Below are 17,723 nucleotides of genomic sequence, written 5' to 3' on the forward strand. Positions count from 1 at the left end.
TGTGGAAACGATTCTATAGACAACACTTTTTGCATCAATACCGATCCCGTTGTCTCGGCATCAACGATCCGTTTACAATCGCCGGATGGATATCGATGACCTGAACGTGTTCTGTGTTGCCGCGCGGCGCGCAAGCTTCGCCGCCGCTGCGAAAGAGCTGGGGACGACGCCCGCCCATGTCAGCAAGCGAATCGCCATTCTCGAAGCGGCGCTGTCGGTGCGTCTTTTTCATCGCACGACGAGGCGCGTGGTGATTACGTCCGACGGCGAAATTGCCTTCGAATGGGCGCGTCGCATCCTCGAAGACGTTGCATCGATGACTGAGACGCTGCAAACCACGAAGGGCGAACTGTCGGGCCTGCTTCGTATCAGCACGAGCCTGCGTTTCGGGCGTCTACACGTCTCGCCCATTCTTTCGCTGCTGGGCGAGCGCTATCCGAAGCTGGACGTCTGGCTGGAAGTGCTCGACAGGCGCACTGATCTCGTCAATGAAAACATCGACATCGATCTTCGATTCGGCGATCCTGTGCAACCGCAGTTGATCGCTCACCGCATAGCCAGCAACCGCCGCATCCTGGTTGCCGCGCCCAGCTATCTCAAGCGGCGAGGTGAGCCGAAACTACTCGCTGATCTGGCGGAGCATGAATGCCTGCTGTACCGGGAGCGGGAGCAGGCTTTCGGCACCTGGCGGCTGATGGGACCCAAGGGCATTGAGGCAGTGAAGGTCACCAGCCGCTTCGGTTCCAACATGAGCGACGTCGTGCGGAACTGGTGTCTCGACGGTAAGGGAATCTGCCTGCTGTCGGTGTGGGACATCGCGGATGCGATTCGCGCAAGACGCGCCGTGCAAGTGCTGCCGCAGTACTGGGAGCCTGCCGATATCTGGGCGGTGTTGAGCACTCGATCCGTGAATTCTGCCAAGGTGCGCGTCTGCCTCGATTTCCTGAAGGAACAGTTGAGCAGCGGTCCTCATGCGCTTGATATGAATCTGGAGATAGGTGGCTAAAGGTGTCCGCAATGGCCGACAAGGCTCCATCGACTAGTCGTCAGGTTACCGAGGCCATTGTCGGCCTGGTCTCATTCATAGTCACGGATGCGGGAAGGTACGAGATACGCCGATCGATCGTCATTCAGCACCGAAGCCAGGATTGGCATGTCGATCCCACCACCCGTCAGTACAACGGAAATGCGCTTGCCGGCAAAGTGAGGATGGCGAGCGGCGGCAAGTGCGACGGCACCCGCGCCCTCGACCACGATATGGTTGCTTTTCGCCAGACTCCGGATCGCGTCGGCCGTGTCCTCAAGCGTTGATACAACAACGCCGTCCACCAACGCGTTGAGGTATGGCCAATTTTCTGCGAGCACAGTCGAAACACCAATGCCCGCTACCATTGGCGTCGAGTCGACTGGAATCTCGACGATTGCGCCGGCCGCGAGAGAAGAATAGAAAGGCGCAGCCGCTTCCATTTCGCACGCATAGATCTGCGCACGTGCGCCCCAATTCATGCACGCGAGAGAAATACCCGTAATCAATCCTCCTCCACCGAAGGGTACGAGTATGACTTCGACGTCGGGCAGATCCTCCAATATCTCCTGTCCGATCGTCGCGTCGCCAACGACGACATCGCGGCATGCACAGGGGTGCAGAAACGTACCTTGCTCGCCAGTTGGTGTTTCACCGCAGAGGATTGCCCACCATCTTTCGTACGAAATCTGAATGACGCTGGCTCCCAGCGCACGGAGTGCCCCTATCTTGCTCCTCGCTGCAGTTTCAGTGACGTACACGTGGACGTCCGCGCCTCGCGTCCTGGCGGCCTCTGTCACGCCGAGTGCGAAATTCCCGGTGCTCGCCGTATAAACACCATTCGAGAGTTGCTCTTCGGTGAGTCTGGAGACTGCGTTCATCGCGCAGCGTATCTTGAACGAGCCACGTGGCTGAAGGTTCTCGGGTTTAAGAAAGATGTTCCGGTCTGTCACCGCTGGGTAAGCTAACAGAGGGGTACGTACAATGGTTCCCCGGATCGTCTGTGTCGCCTGCTGTCTGTGTCGCCTGCTCTATGTCGGCGCGGGTCACTTCCCCCAGATAGGCCGCGCCGATACCGTTTCGAAGAGGCGTGCGTGTGTGATGCAGGATGCTCGAAGAGTTCATGATGTCTTCAGATTTGCGTAGATGGCGCCGCATGCAAGCATCTCTCTGCGATCGACGTTCACCTGGTCTTCGATACGATTTGCTTGCAGATAACCTGACCTAAAAGATCAAAGCTGCCGCCACCGGCATGTGTGGATAGAATTCCAATGCGATTCGTCGCAGCGGCGTTACTGCTCAAGTTTCTGGTCAGACGGCAATATGTGATCGCGGAAGCGCTCACGCAGTGTCAGCTTATGCATCTTGCCCGTCGCCGTGTGCGGCAACTCGTCGACAAACACGACATCGTCGGGAATCCACCACTTGGCGACCTTGCCTTCGTAGAATCGCAGCAGCTCATTCCGACTCAAATCGATATCGGGGTCTTTAACGACAATAAGCAATGGCCGCTCTGTCCACTTCGGATGAAAGCACGCGATGCACGCCGCTTCCGTCACCGCCGGATGCGCGACGGCTATGTTCTCGATGTCGATCGAACTGATCCATTCGCCACCGGACTTGATCACGTCTTTGCTGCGATCGACGATGCGCATGAAGCCATCGTGATCGATGGTTGCAACGTCCCCTGTTGGAAACCAGCCATCGACGAGCGGTGATACATCGTTACGAAAGTACCCGTCGATTATCCACGGGCCCCGCACATATAGCTCACCGAACGTGACGCCGTCCCATGGCAACGCTTGCCCGCCGGCGTCGACGGTCTTCATGTCGACGCCATAGACTACGTGCCCCTGCTTTTCGCGCAGCCTGCGCTGTTCGTCGGGCGAGCGTTGAGCTTGCTCCCCGCTGAGTGTCGAGACCGTACCGAGCGGCGACATCTCTGTCATGCCCCACCCATGGATGGCCTCGACGCCAAAGTCGTCCTTGAACGTCCTGAGCATTGCAGGCGGCAATGCAGACCCACCGACAATTACGCGGGCCAGGGTCGAAAACCGAACGCCATTTTCCTTGACATATCGCAACAGCCCAAGCCACACAGAAGGCACGCCCGCTGTGCAGGTAACACGCTCCGCTTCCATCAATTCATACAGTGATTTGCCGTCGAGATCCTTGCCCGGAAACACGAGCTTGGCGCCCGTCAGCGGCGCGGCGTGCGGAATGCCCCATGCGTTCACATGGAACATCGGCACGACGGGCAGCACGGAATCGCGCGCGGACAGGCCCATCGCATCGGGCAGCGACGCGCCGAACGCATGCAGCACGGTCGAGCGATGCGAGTACAGCGCGCCCTTCGGATTGCCCGTCGTGCCCGACGTGTAGCAAAGGTTGGATGCGCAACGTTCGTCGATGGCGGGCCACTCGAACACGCCGTCGTGCTGCGCGAGCAGCGCCTCGTAACTCGACGCGGCCGTCGACATGCGCGGCATGTGCGCTTCGTCCGTCATCGCGATCCAGCCGCGCACGTTCGGACACTGCGGCGCGAGCACATCGACGAGCGCGGCGAACGTGATGTCGAACAGCACGTAGCGGTCGTCGGCGTGATTGACGATGTAGGCGATCTGATCAGGAAAGAGGCGCGGGTTGATCGTGTGGCACACAGCGCCGAAGCCCGTCGTGCCGTAGTACGTTTCCAGATGCCGGTAGCCGTTCCAGGCGAGCGTGCCGATCCGGTCGCCCGCTTCGACACCGAGCGCGATCAGCGCCTGTGCGAGTTGCTTCGCGCGCTTCTCGCAATCGCGGTACGTGTAGCGATGCAGGTCTCCCTCGATGCGCTTCGACACGATCTCCGTCGTGCCGAAATGGCGTGACGCATGCGCCAGCAACGAGGAAACCGTCAGCGGCACGTCCATCATCTTTCCGTGAAGCAGTGCCGTCATAAGCCAACCTCCCTCTTTTCGTCACGGATCTGAAAGCTGGAGTTCGATCAGGGCAGGTAGATTGGCTTCCAAAACAGCGGATGTGCTGATACCGTCCAGTGATTCAAGATAGGTGAGTGTCAGGCGTGGTGCAACTAGCTAACACGCGTCGAAAGCGTCGTGTATCGGAGGTAGTCGCGACCAGCGAAATAATCGTTGCGTTGCAAAAAACAAACCGTCGCACCGCATTCACAACCGTGCGCTCATGCGGTGAGCGTTCTCCGATCCGATCGCCGATCGGATTATCTGAGTTGATGATTGTGCTGGCCGGTACGATCGTTTCTTTACATGGCTTTTTCGGCCTGGCGGACTGGCGTGAAATGAAGCTGCGAAAACCAGGGGCGCGTGATCTGCAAACCGCGCATGAGGAGATGTCAGTGGACACCGTATTCGGCAAGAAGGTATTGGTGCATCTCGTATTGGGGATCGCCGCCGCCGTCGGAGGAATGCTGGCATCCAACAGTGCATGGGCCGAGGGTAGTTCCGTGACGATTGGATTCATCACGGACTTTTCGGGTCTGTACGCCGAAGGAGGCGGACAGGGTGGCCTCGAGGCCATACGTATGGCGATTGCCGATTTCGGCGGCACAGTCAACAACATGCCCGTCAAAGTGCTCTATGCCGATCATCAGAACAAGGCCGACATCGCCGCATCGGTCGCCCGTGAGTGGATTGATCGGGATGGCGTGAATATGATCATCGGGGGAACAAACTCGGCGACTGCTCTATCTACCAGCCAGATAGCCAGTGAGAAGAAGATTCCTTACATCAATGTAGGCTCAGGGGCCGACACGCTGACCAACGAACAGTGCACACCGTACACGGTGCACTACGCGTACGACACGATGGCCCTCGCAAAAGTTACCGCCTCGGCGGTATCGAAACGAGGCGGCAAGACATGGTGCTTTTTGACCGCCGACTATGCGTTCGGCAAGGCTCTGGAAAAGAACGCTTCCGACGTCGTGAAGGCGAATGGCGGCAAGGTTCTCGGGGCGGTACGCCATCCGTTGTCGGCTTCAGACTTTTCCTCATTCCTGTTGCAGGCGCAGCAATCGAACGCGCAGGTTCTTGCGCTCGCGAATGCGGGAGGTGATGCCGTCAATGCAATCAAAGCTGCAAATCAATTCGGCATTACGAAGACGATGACCATTGCAGCACTGCTCGTCTTTATCAATGACATTCATAGTCTGGGTCTCGCGACGGCGCAGCGCCTTCTACTGACCGACAGCTGGTACTGGAACAAGGATTACCAGACACGCAAGTGGTCAGAGCGTTTCTTCGAGAAAATGAAGAGGATGCCTTCGAGCCTGCAGGCCGCCGATTACTCTGCAACGTTGACCTATCTGCGGGCCGTTCAGAGTGTCGGCTCGACGAACCCCAGTCAGGTTATGACAGAGCTTAAAAGACAGAAAATCGACGACATGTACACCAAGGGGTACATTCGCGAAGATGGCACCATGATTCACGATATGTACCTGATGCAGGTGAAAGCGCCTGAGGAATCGAAGGAACCGTGGGACTACTATAAGGTCGTCGAAACCATTCCAGGCGAGCAGGCCTTTGGCACGAAAGCCGAGTCGCGCTGTCCGTTATGGAAATAAACCTCGTGCAGTTCATCGGTAGTCGACGCGCGACAAATGGCCGATCTGAGTCGTTGAGCGGCTTTCGCCGCGTCGATAGGCGGACGTCTGTTATGGCCGAATCGTGCGCATAGCTATTCCGGCAATTCGGTTGCAAGAGCAAGCCATGCGCACACGCTCCAGAAAAGCGCTCTAACGAATACTGTCCAACGCCTTGGCGAACCTGGCGACCGCGCCTTCGACGTCATGCAATTTATCCAGGCCAAACAATCCGACGCGGAAGGTCTTGAAATCTTCACCCTCGTCGCATTGAAGGGGAACGCCAGGCGCGATCTGCAAGCCCGCATCGGCGAACTTCTTGCCCGATCGTATGCCGTCGTCGTCCGTATAGCTGACCACGACGCCCGGCGCCTCAAAACCTTCGGTCGCCACGCTTCTGAAACCTGCGCCAGTCAACAGTGAGCGAATGCGCTTGCCGAGTTCAAGTTGCTCCGCTCTCACTTTGTCGAAGCCGTATGCCTCGGTTTCCTTGATGACGTCACGCAGTACCGCGAGGCTGTCCGTGGGCATCGTGGCGTGGTACGCGAACCCGCCGTTCTCGTAGGCCTCCATGATCTGCAGCCATTTGCGAAGATCGCAAGCGAAACTGGTGCTGGTTGTCGAGTCGATTCTTTCGCGGGCGAGTGGGCTGAGCATGACCAGTGCGCAGCAAGGTGACGCGCTCCATCCCTTTTGCGGCGCGCTGATCAGGACATCGATGCCACTGGCCTGCATGTCCACCCAGACCGTACCGGAGGCGATGCAATCCAGAACGAACATGCCGCCGACGGCATGAACCGCGTCAGACACCGCGCGCAAATAGTCATCAGGCAGCATCATCCCCGATGCGGTTTCGACATGCGGCGCAAAGACCAGATCCGGCTTGTTTTCCTTGATCGCGGCGACCACTTCTTCGATCGGAGCCGGTGCATATGCAGCCTGCCTTCCTTGTTCGACCGGACGCGCCTTCAACACGATCGATTCAGATGGAATGCCGCCCATGTCGAAAATCTGCGACCAGCGGAAGCTGAACCAGCCATTGCGGATGACCAGACACTTCCTGTTCGTCGCGAATTGCCGGGCAACGGCTTCCATGCCGAAAGTCCCGCTACCCGGGACGACAACGACCGCCTTCGCGTTGTAGACTTTTTTCAGGGCGGCGGAAATATCGCGCATGACGCCTTGAAAGCGCTGCGACATGTGATTGATTGATCGGTCGGTGTAAACGACCGAATATTCGAGGAGCCCCTCGCGGTCGACATCGGGAAGTAGACCTGGCACATTCGCCTCCGGTAATAGACGAACAAAAGAATCGAAAACAGATTCTAACGAAAGCCACCTGCAACGGCATCGGCCGAGACGCCCCCGCTACTCATCCAGCAAGTATTGCCAGGGACCAGCCGCCGAGTCACGCCGCTTGGAAATGCTGCAGTCGCAACAATCTGCAGCCCGAGGATGGTTTCAAAATGACACTCTCCTCTTTCTTGTGGGAGTGTGCCATGAAGACCGAACAATCCAGTAAGGCGTGGACCACTTTAGGCCGCCTGCAATGATGCGATGAACCTGATAGCCATGCTCAAGGTCCTCGACGAAGGCGAACGGATACGGCGGCTGTGCCCTCCGCAACTTTTCGACGCAACCTGTCCGTCGGCACGCGGTCCGAGCGTCATTGTGATGGCGGCCAGATGAAATCACCCGCCTCAACCTCATGACGGAGACTCATATGCAATACCTGTTGATGATCTATTCGGAAGAAGGCCGCTGGAACCAGATGACGGACAGCGAGCGGCAGCAAGGCGTCGCCGCGTATCAGGCGTACACGGAATCGTTGAAAAAGGCGGAGGTGCTGGCGGGCGCAAACCGGCTACAGCACACGAACTCAGCCACGACGGTGCGGCTCGTCGACGGCAAGCCGCAGGTTCTTGACGGACCCTTTTCCGACTCGAAGGAGCAACTCGGCGGCTACTACCTGATCGACGTGCCTAACCTGGACGCGGCGATCGCGTGGGCATCACGTTGTCCCGGCGCGGGGTACGGCACCATGGAAGTACGCCCGATCTGGACGGCCCCCTACGATGCGCCATCCGCTGCATGAGTCCGTCCGGCGGCGACCGTGACGCTGACGGCGCGGCGCGTTCGATTGCCGAGGCGGTCGCGCGCCGCGGTTACGGCAAGCTCGTCGCGCTGCTGGCGATGCGCACACGCGACGTCGCGGCAGCTGAGGACGCGCTGGCCGACGCCTTCGCGGCCGCGCTCGCCGATTGGCCGGCGCGCGGCTGCCCCGCGAATCCCGAAGCGTGGCTGATGACGGTCGCGCGCCGCCGGGCGATCGACGGCGCGCGCCATCGCCGCGTCGGCGACGAAGTGGTGAACCAGCTCGCGATCCTCGCCGACGAGATCGACGAGCGTGAAGCAGGCGCGTTGCCCGACCGGCGCCTTGCGCTGCTGTTCGCGTGCACGCACCCTGCCCTCGAGGCCGCGATTCGCACGCCGCTGATGCTGCAGGTGGTGCTGGGGCTCGAAGCGAAGACCATTGCATCCGCGTTCCTGATGTCACCCGCAGCGATGAGCAAGCGCCTCGTGAGGGCGAAGAACAAGATCCGTGAAGCGGGCATTCCGTTCAGCGTGCCCGAGCGCGAGGAGTTGCCCGGCCGGCTCGACGCGGTGCTGGAAGCGGTTTATGCGGTCTATGCGGAAGGATGGACCGACCCGGTCGGCGGCGATACCGGGCGGCGCGATCTCACGGGTGAGGCGCTGTTTCTTGCACAACTGCTCGTCGAACTGCTCCCAGAGGAACCCGAGACGCTGGGGCTGCTCGCGCTGATGCTGTATGCGCAGGCGCGTTGCGACGCGCGACGCGATGCAGCGGGCGATTACGTCCCGCTGTCGGCTCAGGATCCGGCGACATGGAACGCGCCGATGATCGACGCAGCCGACGCTATGCTGCATCGCGCGAACGCGTTCAACGCTATCGGACGTTTTCAGCTAGAGGCCGCGCTGCAGTCGGCACACATATACCGCTGCCGCACGCACCGCCCGAACTGGGACGAGATCGTACAACTTTATGATGCGCTGCTCACGATTGCAGCGTCGCCGGTGGTCGCGGTGAACCGCGCGCTCGCGCTGGCGGAACGGGACGGCCCGCAGGCCGCGCTCGACGCGCTCGAGCCGTATGCAGACGATCCGCGGCTGGCCGACTACCAGCCGTACTGGGCCGCCCGCGCCGATCTGCTCGCGCGTGCCGGCGCGACGGCGAAAGCGCTCGGCGCGTACGATCTCGCAATCGGCCTCGCGCGCGATCCGGCCGTGCGCCGGTTCCTGCAGCGCAAGCGTTTCGAGTTGTCATCGGCGAGCAGTTAGCCAGGCGCCTTGCGTCTGCCAAGCGAGGTCATATACTGGCTGAGTCTGCCTGCTGTCCGTGGACCGAGCTTCACCTCATCTGCCCTGTTTGGACGAAGTCATGCTCACAACCGACGACATCCGGGCGATTCCCCTGTTCTCGACACTCCCCGACGACGAGCTGGAACATCTCGCGCACACGTCCGCCGACCTGCATCTGTGCGCGGGTGAATTCGCGGTCCATGAAGGTGGAGAGCGAGCGCTGTACGCCGTTCTGGCCGGCAAGATGGAAGTCATCAAGACGTTCGACGGCATCGAGCGCACACTGGGCTGGCGACTGCCCGGAACCATCTTTGGCGAAGTGCCGCTAGCGCTAAGTTCGCCGTTCCCAGGCGCCTATCGGGCTGCGGAGCCATCGCGTGTCATGCGCGTCGACGCTCAGCGCTACTACACACTCGCTGCCGCATCGCCGGAAGTTGCGTTGAAGATGGGCGCCCTCGCCCGCGAGCGCATCGGCGGACTGCAGGGCCTCTCCGCCGAACCGCCCAAGCCTCGCGTGACCCTTGTCGGCAATCGGTGGGACACGGCTTGTACCGCGTTGCGCCAGTTCCTGGCCCGCAACCAGATCAGCTGCGACTGGATGACGCCCGATGCGCCTGAACTGCCGGCGCGCTGGCCGGGTACCCGCCCGCCAGAGGAGGATTTTCCGGCGTTGCGGCTGGTCGACGGGACGGTGCTTTGCCGGCCGGAGACACGCCAGCTCGCCGGGTTGCTGGGTCTGCAGACGCAGCCCCGCCTTGCCGAATACGACACGTTGATCATCGGTGGTGGCCCGGCAGGTCTTGCTGCGGCAGTGTATGGCGCGTCGGAAGGCTTGCGCACTATGGTGGTGGAGCGCGAAGCGCCAGGCGGGCAAGCCGGGACTTCCTCGCGCATCGAGAATTACCTCGGCTTTCCAAACGGTGTGTCGGGCGATGAACTCGCGAGCCGTGCCTTGCAGCAGGCAAGGCGGCTGGGTGCCGAGATTCTGGTGACCCGATCAGTCGCTCGAATCGATGTCGACGGGCGTAACGTTCACCTCGACGGAGGCGACGTCATTCATGCGCGAACGATCATCCTCGCGACGGGCGTCACGTGGCGCCGTCTCGCGATCGAGGGCTTCGACCGGTTTATCGGTAAAGGAATTTACTACGGCGCGTCACGCAGCGAAGCGAACGCTACGCATGGACTCGACGTCTATCTGATCGGCGGTGGAAACTCGGCAGGCCAGGCGGCTTTGTACTTCGCCAATCATGCACGCATGGTTACGCTCATCTTGCGAGGCGATTCACTTGAGAAGAGCATGTCTCGCTATCTGATCGAACAGCTTCGCAGCAAGTCAAACGTGGCCGTGCAACTGCGTTCGGAAGTGGTCGGCGCACACGGCGACACGCATCTGACAGCGATCGACATACGCGAAGGCCCGAGCGCGGAAGTGAGCCGGCACGACTGTGGTGGATTGTTCGTGTTCATTGGCGCGGATGCGGAAACCGGGTGGTTGCCAACGGAAATCGCTCGCGACGCGCGCGGATATGTGCTCACCGGGGACGACGTCGTCAAGGCGGGACACTGGTCTTGCAGTCGCGATCCCTACCTGCTCGAATCGAGTGTTCCTGGCGTGTTTGCCTGTGGGGATGTGCGATTGAGCCCTGTCAAGCGCGTCGCTTCAGCCGTCGGCGAGGGCAGCATGGCAATCGCGTTCGCCCACAAATACCTGCAGTACGACGCCAGTTAGCATCGGGTGCGGCAGTCAGGCGTGTGTCTGTCTGGCGTCCGCCACGCGTGAAAGCCGAGAACCCTATCGTCGCTATCCTCGACTCTGGCTGGATAGCGACGTCACGGTAATCATCGACGATGTTAAAACGAAGGGCGCACTACTGATAGCGAGTAGCGACCCATGTCCATTCCGGTTATCTGGTGCGGTAGCGTCGCAGTCCGCTTAGCATCACTGATTGAAGTCTGCTCCCGATCGCTGGAATCCGAATATCGGTACGTCATCTTGTCGTGGGCTAGCTGTGCTCTAACGTCGTCATTCAGCGTCAGCGGCGTCGACTGAGCGAACGAAGATACAGCCGGGACCAACATAAATGCAGCGACGATGAACTGAACGAGTTTCATGTGTTTTCTCCGGGGAGTGTTTCGCGCGCAGCCTTTTGCTGCCTCAGTAAATGCAGTGTAAAACGGCGATCGCTTAGATGTGAGCACGATCAGGGCAATTCATTGTTGCCGGTTTGTGTCTGATCACGGCCTTGCGGCGAAGGCTCGACTAGGCAAGTCCCACCCAGTGTGTTCCCTACTGAGGACATGGCACCGCTCAGCGACAGCGGAAGAGCGTCAGCACACGGCGATATAGATTGCCTCGGCGTGTTCTGCGGGTCGATCGCGTGGGGGTGCTTTTCTGGTCGCGACGGCGTTGAGCGCGCGCAATGTACGCGTCGGTCAGCGTGCCGCCACGACGCGTATCAGCCCCGCCGCCAGACCCGGCTTCGCCAGCGCATCTGCCTGGTCAACGACGACGCGCCACTTCGGAAACGTCGCGGAGCCATCGACTTTCCACGACTCGCCCATCTCGTCGACATACATCGCGTTCGCGCTTCGCCCAGCCGCCGCCCGCCGCAGCGCACCCGGCGTGGCGCGTTCGAACGAGCGGCTGCCCTGTTCGTTGAACACTGTCGCAAGCGGCCGCCGCGCCTGGCCCGACCGGCTGAGCGGCGCGGCAAGCGGCCCCGTGGGCGCGCGCAGCACCGCGCTGGCCGGCTCGCGGCCGGCGAGGATCGCGCCGAGCAGCGCGGACGGACCGCTCGAAACCGATGCTTCGCTGGCCGTATCGCTGGCGCGCTTCGCGGTCGGCGCGCTGGGTGAATCGAGTGCGAGCGGTTCGCTCGCGCCGTCGATCTGCACGACGAGGATGACGTGCCAGTCGTCCGGCGTGTTGTTGTAGCGCGGCGCGAGCGACACGAGACGCAGCCGCGCGATGTCGAAACCCGCGTCGCGCAGCAGCAGGTATTTGGCGACGGCGAAATCCTTGCACACGCCGCTTTCGGCAAAGAACCGTGCCGGCGCGTAGTAGCTGCCGTCGGTGCCGTCGCGGTAGCGGACCTCGTTGACGAGCGCGTCGGCGAGCAGCACGGCTGACGCATCGCCCGCCCTCGCGCGCTCTGCCCGCACCTGCGCAACGAGGCGGCCCCAGCCGGCGGGTGCGCGCGTCAGGTGGCTGCGCAGCGCTTCGCGCAGGCGCTGCACGCGGCCGATCGCGTCCGACGATGGTTCGAGCTGCCTGTCGGCAAGCGGCAGGAGGAACATCAGGTCGCCGACCTGCGCGAGTTCCGGGCGGATCTTGCGGTTGGCTTCCCACCACGTCCCGGCGCGCAGGCGCTCGATACCCGCTTTCAGTGCGTGAGGCGTGGCGGAGTCGCTGGGGCCCGCGTCGCGCGTGCCGGATGCAAGGCGTTGCGATGCGGCCGGCAGGTTCGCGGCGCCCGCGACGGCGGGCAAAAGCACCGCGGCCGCGAACGAGCACAGGAGGAAGCAGCGGAGCAGTCGAGCGAGCGGCATTTGAAACTCCCGGAAGCCACACCGGTCGCCGATGCGCCCAGTGTTTCGAAGCCTCCCGATGCCGTTTTGCGCCGTTCAGTGCAAGGCAACGCTGGCTTGAAACCAACATTGCATGCGACGTGCCAATTCGGCGTATCGCTCTACGCCATTGATTAAAAAAGAAATTGTCTTTGCGAGGCTGAGTGCTGCAAATGCCTCATGACGCCCGCTGCCCGACAGGCACGCGATATCCGTTGGCATTGCCCGCACACTTTGACCTGTGGGAAGCCGGAGGCCGTGTCTCGCCCTTCCATCGCTCCTTCGGCCCGCAGGTCAATAAACGAAGATGCGGGTTTCCCTGGCGCCGCGTAGCCGCCTGATATGCGCCCGTTCTCGAATGACGCCGATGGCCGATCGTTCGTCGTTCAAGGTCCAGCATCTGCTCGTACAGCCATAACCACCAGGCAGCGTCGGATATCGACGGAACGTCAGGGAACCATCTGCATATCACCTGGAGCTTGCGGCGGCAGCTTGATCGAAAGGACCTTGAACTCGCCGCTGGTCGGCTCGGCCCCCGCATGTACCGTCCCCTTCGGGATAATGATCAGGTCGCCAGGGTGAATCTGACGCTGTTCGTTGCCCAGCCAGAACGTGCCGCTCCCCGAAATCACGTACTGGATTTCGTCGGAACCTCGATGCGTATGCTTGGGTACGTTACCCGTCTGCACTGCGACGGTCCCGCTCGGCGTGACAACCAGGCCCTTCGAGCGCAAGGTGCCCATGTTCGGAATCTGTGCGCCCAGATCGGTATCGGTCATGGCCACCAGGTCGACAATCTGCGCCGTAAGCGGCACGTTTGACGGCTGGGCTCGCGCCGGCGTGCCAAGATGGGATGCGAACATGCCGGCAACAAAGGCGGCGGGCAGCGCCGCTAGATAGAGGTATTGACGCATGTTCTCGTCCTTTTAGATTAAGGGAGGACCATCGGCGTACAGTGCTCTGACGTGCTTTGTCTTTGTCGGATTGTCGCGCCATCGGGCAGGTGGTTCGAAACCAGGGCAACACCGTAGAACGCCACCGTGTCGCCGCAAACGGAGCCTACCGGGCGGGCGTTGTGGCTTTGCGGGCCGTCGGCCGTGCGGATGCCGGGCGACTGACTGCCGGGACACTTCCACGCGTTACAGGCGAATCGGCACTGGCATCCAGACGAAAGAACGCGATCGCCTGATTAAGCTGCCGCCCTGGTCTTCGAGCGATCTGGAGGCCGCCGCCGCTTCCTCTACCAGCGCGGCATTCTGCTGCGTGACTTCGTCCATCTGCGTGATGGCCTGATTGACCTGTTCGATGCCCCGGCTTTGTTCGGTCGACGCAGCGGCGATTTCCCCCATGATGCCCGTCACCCGGGCGACGGCCTGGGTAACCTGCGACATCGTCTTTCCCGCCTCGTTAGCGAGCACCGAACCGTCCTGGATCTTCTGCACGGAAGCGTTGATCAGATCCTTGATTTCCTTCGCGGCGCTGGACGAACGCTGCGCGAGACTGCGCACTTCGCTTGCGACCACCGCGAACCCGCGGCCCTGTTCACCCGCCCGCGCCGCTTCCACGGCCGCGTTCAGCGCCAGGATATTGGTCTGGAACGCAATCCCTTCGATGATCCCGGTGATATCCGCGATCTTGGTGGAACTCGCGCTGATCTCGCCCATCGTGCCGGCGACCCGTCCGACCACCTCGTTGCCCTTGAGCGCCACTTCGGATGCATTGGCGGAGAGCGAACTGGCCTGCTGCGCGTTCTCGGCGTTCTGCCTCACCGTCGAGGTCAGTTCTTCCATGCTCGAGGCGGTTTCCTGCAGTGACGCAGCCTGCTGTTCGGTCCGGGACGAAAGATCGACGTTGCCCGAAGCGATCTGGCTGGAGCCGGTCGCGATACTGTCCGCCGCAGTGCGGACCTGAGCGATCAGATTGACGAGACTTGCCTGCATGTCACCCATCGAGGCGAGCACGCTCCCGGTATGCGCGTGCTTCGCGCCCGCAACCGGGCTCAGATCGCCCGCCGCGACGCGTTGCGTGACGGCACCCAGTTCGGCCGGCTCGGCACCCAGCGCGCGCAGCAGGCCCCGCGTGATGACCAGGCCCGCCGCGACCGCCATCGCAACGGCTGCGAGGCAAATCGCGATCAGCAGGTTCCGCTGCGTCGCATAACGATCCTCCGACTCGCGAACCAGGTCATCGGCACGACTACGCGTGTACTGCGCGTAGTCGTCCGATGCCTTGACCAGCGCGGCAAGCAGCGGCCGGCAGTCGTCGTTGATTTTCTTGACCGCTTCGTCGCGCCGGTTCGCAACGGCGAGGCCGACGATCGTATTGGCGACGGGTGTATACGCGGCCTCGATGCGGTTGATTTCGCCCACGAGGCTGCGGGCTTTTTCGGTCGCATCGGACGCGGACGAAACCATCTGGTTGAGCTTAGCGAGGTTCGACTGCACGTCGATCTGCGCCTGCGCTTCGGCGGCCTTTTCCAGTTCGAAGTCGCCAGGCGTGGTGACCAGCGCCATGTTGCGCGCTGCGATCGCGCGCCGGTCAACCGCGGTCCGGACCTGCGCAGCCATATTGGCGCGGGCATTGACGCCCGACAAATAACTTGCGAACCGGTCGTTGGCGTCGTTCAGCGATTTCAGCGATATGCCCGACACGATCAAAACGACGGCGGCAAGAACGCCGAAAGCACCCGTGAGCTTTGCCTTTACCGACAGGTTGTTGAGATTCATATATCGACTTTAGTTGTTGCCAGTTGTCCGCGAGCGAAAGATTCGAGCCGTTGGGCGTCCCGGAAAACACGCCTCGGATAGCGCAAGACACGAACTTCGCGCCTATGCAGTTCGCATTACGGCGCGGTTGGGCGTTACTGTAGGGTGACGAACCCTGCGCAGGATGACGCAAAGGTTTGCGTGCAATTTAATTTTTATATGGCCAGGCCAGCGCTATTTATTCGATGACTCGTGGGGCTGGAGCACTGTCGAGATTGCCCGCGGCCTGAGTCTACGATTGCGGCGAACGTTGTGCATGTCCATGAACTATGTGCTACGACCGGCGAGGTACCATAGGCGTTCGGCTGCGACGTTTCCCCATCAGCATGGGGAGTACACAAGAATGTCGCTGTCGACAACGCACTTCGGCGCGACGCGTCATCTCTGTTCGTCAGGCATCCAGGGAGGGGGCATGAAGGTCTATATATCCTCCACGTACCAGGATCTGGTTGATCATCGCGTAGCCGTGGACCGGGCGCTGCGCCGCATGGGCCATGATGTCGTTGGAATGGAGCAATACGTCGCCGAGGGCAGCAAGCCGGTAGTCCGCTGCAAGGCCGATGTACGCGCCGCCGATGTCTACGTCATTATTGTCGCCTGGCGGTACGGCTATGTGCCCGGGCGATCCGAGTCGCCGCCGGACGGACGCTCGATCACGGAGATCGAACTTCAGGAAGCTCAGACGAGCGGCAGACCGGTGCTCGCTTTCCTCCTCGACCCAGGTGCGCCGTGGCCGCCCAATAGCGTTGATGCAATGGGCGGCGCGCCGGGAGCAGGTGACGACGTTTCGCGCCTGCGTGCGCTACTCGGCACCGAGTACCTCGCTGGCATTTTCCGCACGCCTGACGACCTCGCCAGCCAGGTCGCTGCGGCAGTATCCGCCCAGGGACTGACACGCCACATGGTCGACCGTGTGCTCGGCGAGACCTCGGTGGCGACCCCGGACATGAATGCCTTTGCCCAAGGTAATCAGGTCGACGACTCGACGTTGTTCAGCATCAAGCAGATGATTCAGCGTGCCGGGGCCGCACGCGCACTCGTGCTTCAAATCGACGACGGCAAGCGTTGGTGGTCCACGCGCCTCTTTCTTCTGGCCAGCTTGCTGCGCTCGCTAACCTCCGTGCGGCAGGTTGTGTTCTGCGACAACGATGGACGATTCGTAGGGATGGCTAGCCCGGCGGCCATCATGGACGGGCTAGCGAGTGCCTTCCCGGATCTCGACGAATTCGAGCACAGGCTTCGCCAGGAAGTACCGTCCGTTGACATCGAGCGGGAGACGGACAGGCAGACCAATGCATGGAATGCTTTCGTGAGCGCTCCGCCCGCGTCCGGATTGGTCGGCCCAGGTGTGCCGTTACCCGGCACCGGCGACTATGAAAATGCGCTAAAGGTTGGCGTTCGCGGTCCCCTCCTTGAACGATGGTTAGGGGAGCGGTGGGTGGGCCGCTGCATTCGCATCGACAGTTACGATTTGAGCATGATCCAGGTGCAGCAGATCGTCGATTCGCTTCTCCCCGATGTTCCGATTCAGCGTCTCCGGAAGGCGCCGGCGGCCGGCTTTGATCTGCTGGTTGTCGACCGCGATGCATTCGCACTCCAGCTAGCGCGCGAATGGGTACGCTCCGGTCTACCCCGCTCCCCAGTGCGCTGACTCGTTCCACGATAACGATGCAGCACACTGGGACCTCACGGACGAGGTATGCGCAAATCGGCCTTTGCTACTGTGCGGGTGGCTGACCCGAGGAAAGTATCGTCCTCAGCTTTGTGCCGCCGACGGATTCGCAATTGGCGGGCTTCGGATCAGTCCATTGCACTGCGACGCCACGGACGACAGGCCGGACCATACGCCAGGGCCAGAAGCCGAAGCGCTGTGATCCGTTGTACTCGACAATTGCGTCTGCTCCTCGTAGTTGGGCGTACTCCGCCATCTTCGGGGGAATGTCCTGGACGCTGCCATACGAGCCCTTGCCAATCTTGATGTTCTTGATGACCTTGTATTTCTGACTGGCGGGCGGGAGGTGTGCGAAGAAACAGAATTCACCGAGGTCACTGTGAAGATCGCTCGTCGAGGCTTCGTGGCTTTTGGAGATGTCCACTTCAGCGTCGGGCGTGGCATCCGATGCCGGTTCCGCTGAATGCGCGGTATTCGCGGCGATGCCGATAACGAACAATGATGCGATCAACGGAACTACGAATTGCCGTGCAGGGTTCATGAGTGGTCTCAACGATTCGCGCCGGGTCAGCGTTTTATTATGGAGACGGGATAGTAAGCGACTGTAAGCCTGCCGACCACTATGAGTGTTGTGCGCTCGCATCCGTTGTGCGAGGTGGCTTGCTTGTGATCATGCTGGCCGGCGCGCACCGTCGCGCGAACGGCGGAAATGAC

General features: G+C 61.2%; 12 protein-coding genes and 1 pseudogene. 6 read left to right on the forward strand and 7 right to left on the reverse strand.

What is annotated here, in order from left to right; all coding sequences use genetic code 11:
- Positions 1-85: 85 nt before the first annotated feature.
- Positions 86-1,006, forward strand: a complete 921-nt coding sequence (locus tag H1204_RS34130; RefSeq protein WP_180734906.1) for a LysR substrate-binding domain-containing protein — start codon at positions 86-88, stop codon at positions 1,004-1,006.
- Between the two features lie 71 nt (positions 1,007-1,077).
- On the opposite strand, the gene H1204_RS34135 is transcribed toward H1204_RS34130, so the two are convergent.
- Together H1204_RS34135 and H1204_RS34140 are read right to left on the reverse strand one after the other, a co-directional pair.
- A complete protein-coding gene (locus H1204_RS34135) occupies positions 1,078-1,977 on the reverse strand; it encodes a pyridoxal-phosphate dependent enzyme (protein WP_180734907.1) in 900 nt (299 codons plus the stop codon).
- A 339-nt stretch (positions 1,978-2,316) separates the two neighbouring features.
- The gene (locus tag H1204_RS34140) at positions 2,317-3,963 is read right to left on the reverse strand and encodes a 3-(methylthio)propionyl-CoA ligase (RefSeq protein ID WP_180734908.1); all 1,647 of its coding nucleotides are present in this window, start codon (positions 3,961-3,963) and stop codon (positions 2,317-2,319) included.
- A 485-nt stretch (positions 3,964-4,448) separates the two neighbouring features.
- Here H1204_RS34140 and H1204_RS34145 point away from each other — a divergent pair, with 485 nt between their 5' ends.
- Entirely contained in the window at positions 4,449-5,603 is a 1,155-nt protein-coding gene (locus H1204_RS34145; protein ID WP_243468984.1) for an ABC transporter substrate-binding protein, read from the forward strand.
- A 171-nt stretch (positions 5,604-5,774) separates the two neighbouring features.
- Here H1204_RS34145 and H1204_RS34150 read toward each other — a convergent pair whose 3' ends face one another.
- A complete protein-coding gene (locus H1204_RS34150; RefSeq protein WP_180734909.1) occupies positions 5,775-6,902 on the reverse strand; it encodes an aminotransferase class V-fold PLP-dependent enzyme in 1,128 nt (375 codons plus the stop codon).
- Between the two features lie 442 nt (positions 6,903-7,344).
- Between H1204_RS34150 and H1204_RS34155 the strand changes: the two genes are divergently transcribed.
- From H1204_RS34155 to H1204_RS34165, 3 genes are all read left to right on the forward strand, one after another.
- Entirely contained in the window at positions 7,345-7,716 is a 372-nt protein-coding gene (locus H1204_RS34155; protein ID WP_180734910.1) for a YciI family protein, read from the forward strand.
- Positions 7,713-8,981: a DUF6596 domain-containing protein gene (locus H1204_RS34160; protein ID WP_180734911.1), complete on the forward strand. Its 1,269-nt coding sequence runs from the start codon at positions 7,713-7,715 to the stop codon at positions 8,979-8,981. Before H1204_RS34155 ends, H1204_RS34160 begins: the two co-directional genes overlap by 4 nt.
- A gap of 100 nt (positions 8,982-9,081) precedes the next feature.
- Positions 9,082-10,734 carry a cyclic nucleotide-binding domain-containing thioredoxin-disulfide reductase gene (locus H1204_RS34165; protein ID WP_180734912.1) on the forward strand — a complete coding sequence of 551 codons (1,653 nt, stop codon included), beginning with the start codon at positions 9,082-9,084 and terminating at the stop codon, positions 10,732-10,734.
- Between the two features lie 704 nt (positions 10,735-11,438).
- Here the strand turns inward: H1204_RS34165 and H1204_RS34170 are convergent.
- From H1204_RS34170 to H1204_RS34180, 3 genes and pseudogenes are all read right to left on the reverse strand, one after another.
- The gene (locus H1204_RS34170) at positions 11,439-12,554 is read right to left on the reverse strand and encodes a transglutaminase domain-containing protein (RefSeq protein ID WP_180734913.1); all 1,116 of its coding nucleotides are present in this window, start codon (positions 12,552-12,554) and stop codon (positions 11,439-11,441) included.
- Positions 12,555-13,021: 467 nt separating this feature from the next.
- Positions 13,022-13,486: a cupin domain-containing protein gene (locus H1204_RS34175; RefSeq protein WP_180734914.1), complete on the reverse strand. Its 465-nt coding sequence runs from the start codon at positions 13,484-13,486 to the stop codon at positions 13,022-13,024.
- 145 nt (positions 13,487-13,631) lie between these two features.
- A pseudogene (locus H1204_RS34180) lies at positions 13,632-15,298 on the reverse strand (methyl-accepting chemotaxis protein).
- Between the two features lie 451 nt (positions 15,299-15,749).
- Between H1204_RS34180 and H1204_RS34185 the strand changes: the two are divergent.
- Positions 15,750-16,988, forward strand: coding sequence for a DUF4062 domain-containing protein (locus H1204_RS34185; RefSeq protein ID WP_180734915.1), 1,239 nt, complete (start codon positions 15,750-15,752; stop codon positions 16,986-16,988).
- 67 nt (positions 16,989-17,055) lie between these two features.
- Here H1204_RS34185 and H1204_RS34190 read toward each other — a convergent pair whose 3' ends face one another.
- The gene (locus H1204_RS34190) at positions 17,056-17,550 is read right to left on the reverse strand and encodes a hypothetical protein (RefSeq protein WP_180734916.1); all 495 of its coding nucleotides are present in this window, start codon (positions 17,548-17,550) and stop codon (positions 17,056-17,058) included.
- Between the last annotated feature and the right edge of the window lie 173 nt (positions 17,551-17,723).

Source organism: Paraburkholderia sp. PGU19, assembly GCF_013426915.1.
In the GTDB taxonomy this organism is placed as follows: domain Bacteria; phylum Pseudomonadota; class Gammaproteobacteria; order Burkholderiales; family Burkholderiaceae; genus Paraburkholderia.

Bases quoted from the DNA above. Each gene is read 5' to 3' on its own strand.
- H1204_RS34175 (WP_180734914.1), bottom strand. From the start codon at position 13,486: ATGCGTCAATACCTCTATCTAGCGGCGCTGCCCGCCGCCTTTGTTGCC.
- H1204_RS34165 (WP_180734912.1), top strand. From the start codon at position 9,082: ATGCTCACAACCGACGACATCCGGGCGATTCCCCTGTTCTCGACACTC.
- H1204_RS34185 (WP_180734915.1), top strand. From the start codon at position 15,750: ATGAAGGTCTATATATCCTCCACGTACCAGGATCTGGTTGATCATCGC.
- H1204_RS34190 (WP_180734916.1), bottom strand. From the start codon at position 17,550: ATGAACCCTGCACGGCAATTCGTAGTTCCGTTGATCGCATCATTGTTC.
- H1204_RS34170 (WP_180734913.1), bottom strand. From the start codon at position 12,554: ATGCCGCTCGCTCGACTGCTCCGCTGCTTCCTCCTGTGCTCGTTCGCG.
- H1204_RS34145 (WP_243468984.1), top strand. From the start codon at position 4,449: ATGCTGGCATCCAACAGTGCATGGGCCGAGGGTAGTTCCGTGACGATT.
- H1204_RS34130 (WP_180734906.1), top strand. From the start codon at position 86: ATGGATATCGATGACCTGAACGTGTTCTGTGTTGCCGCGCGGCGCGCA.
- H1204_RS34140 (WP_180734908.1), bottom strand. From the start codon at position 3,963: ATGACGGCACTGCTTCACGGAAAGATGATGGACGTGCCGCTGACGGTT.
- H1204_RS34160 (WP_180734911.1), top strand. From the start codon at position 7,713: ATGAGTCCGTCCGGCGGCGACCGTGACGCTGACGGCGCGGCGCGTTCG.
- H1204_RS34155 (WP_180734910.1), top strand. From the start codon at position 7,345: ATGCAATACCTGTTGATGATCTATTCGGAAGAAGGCCGCTGGAACCAG.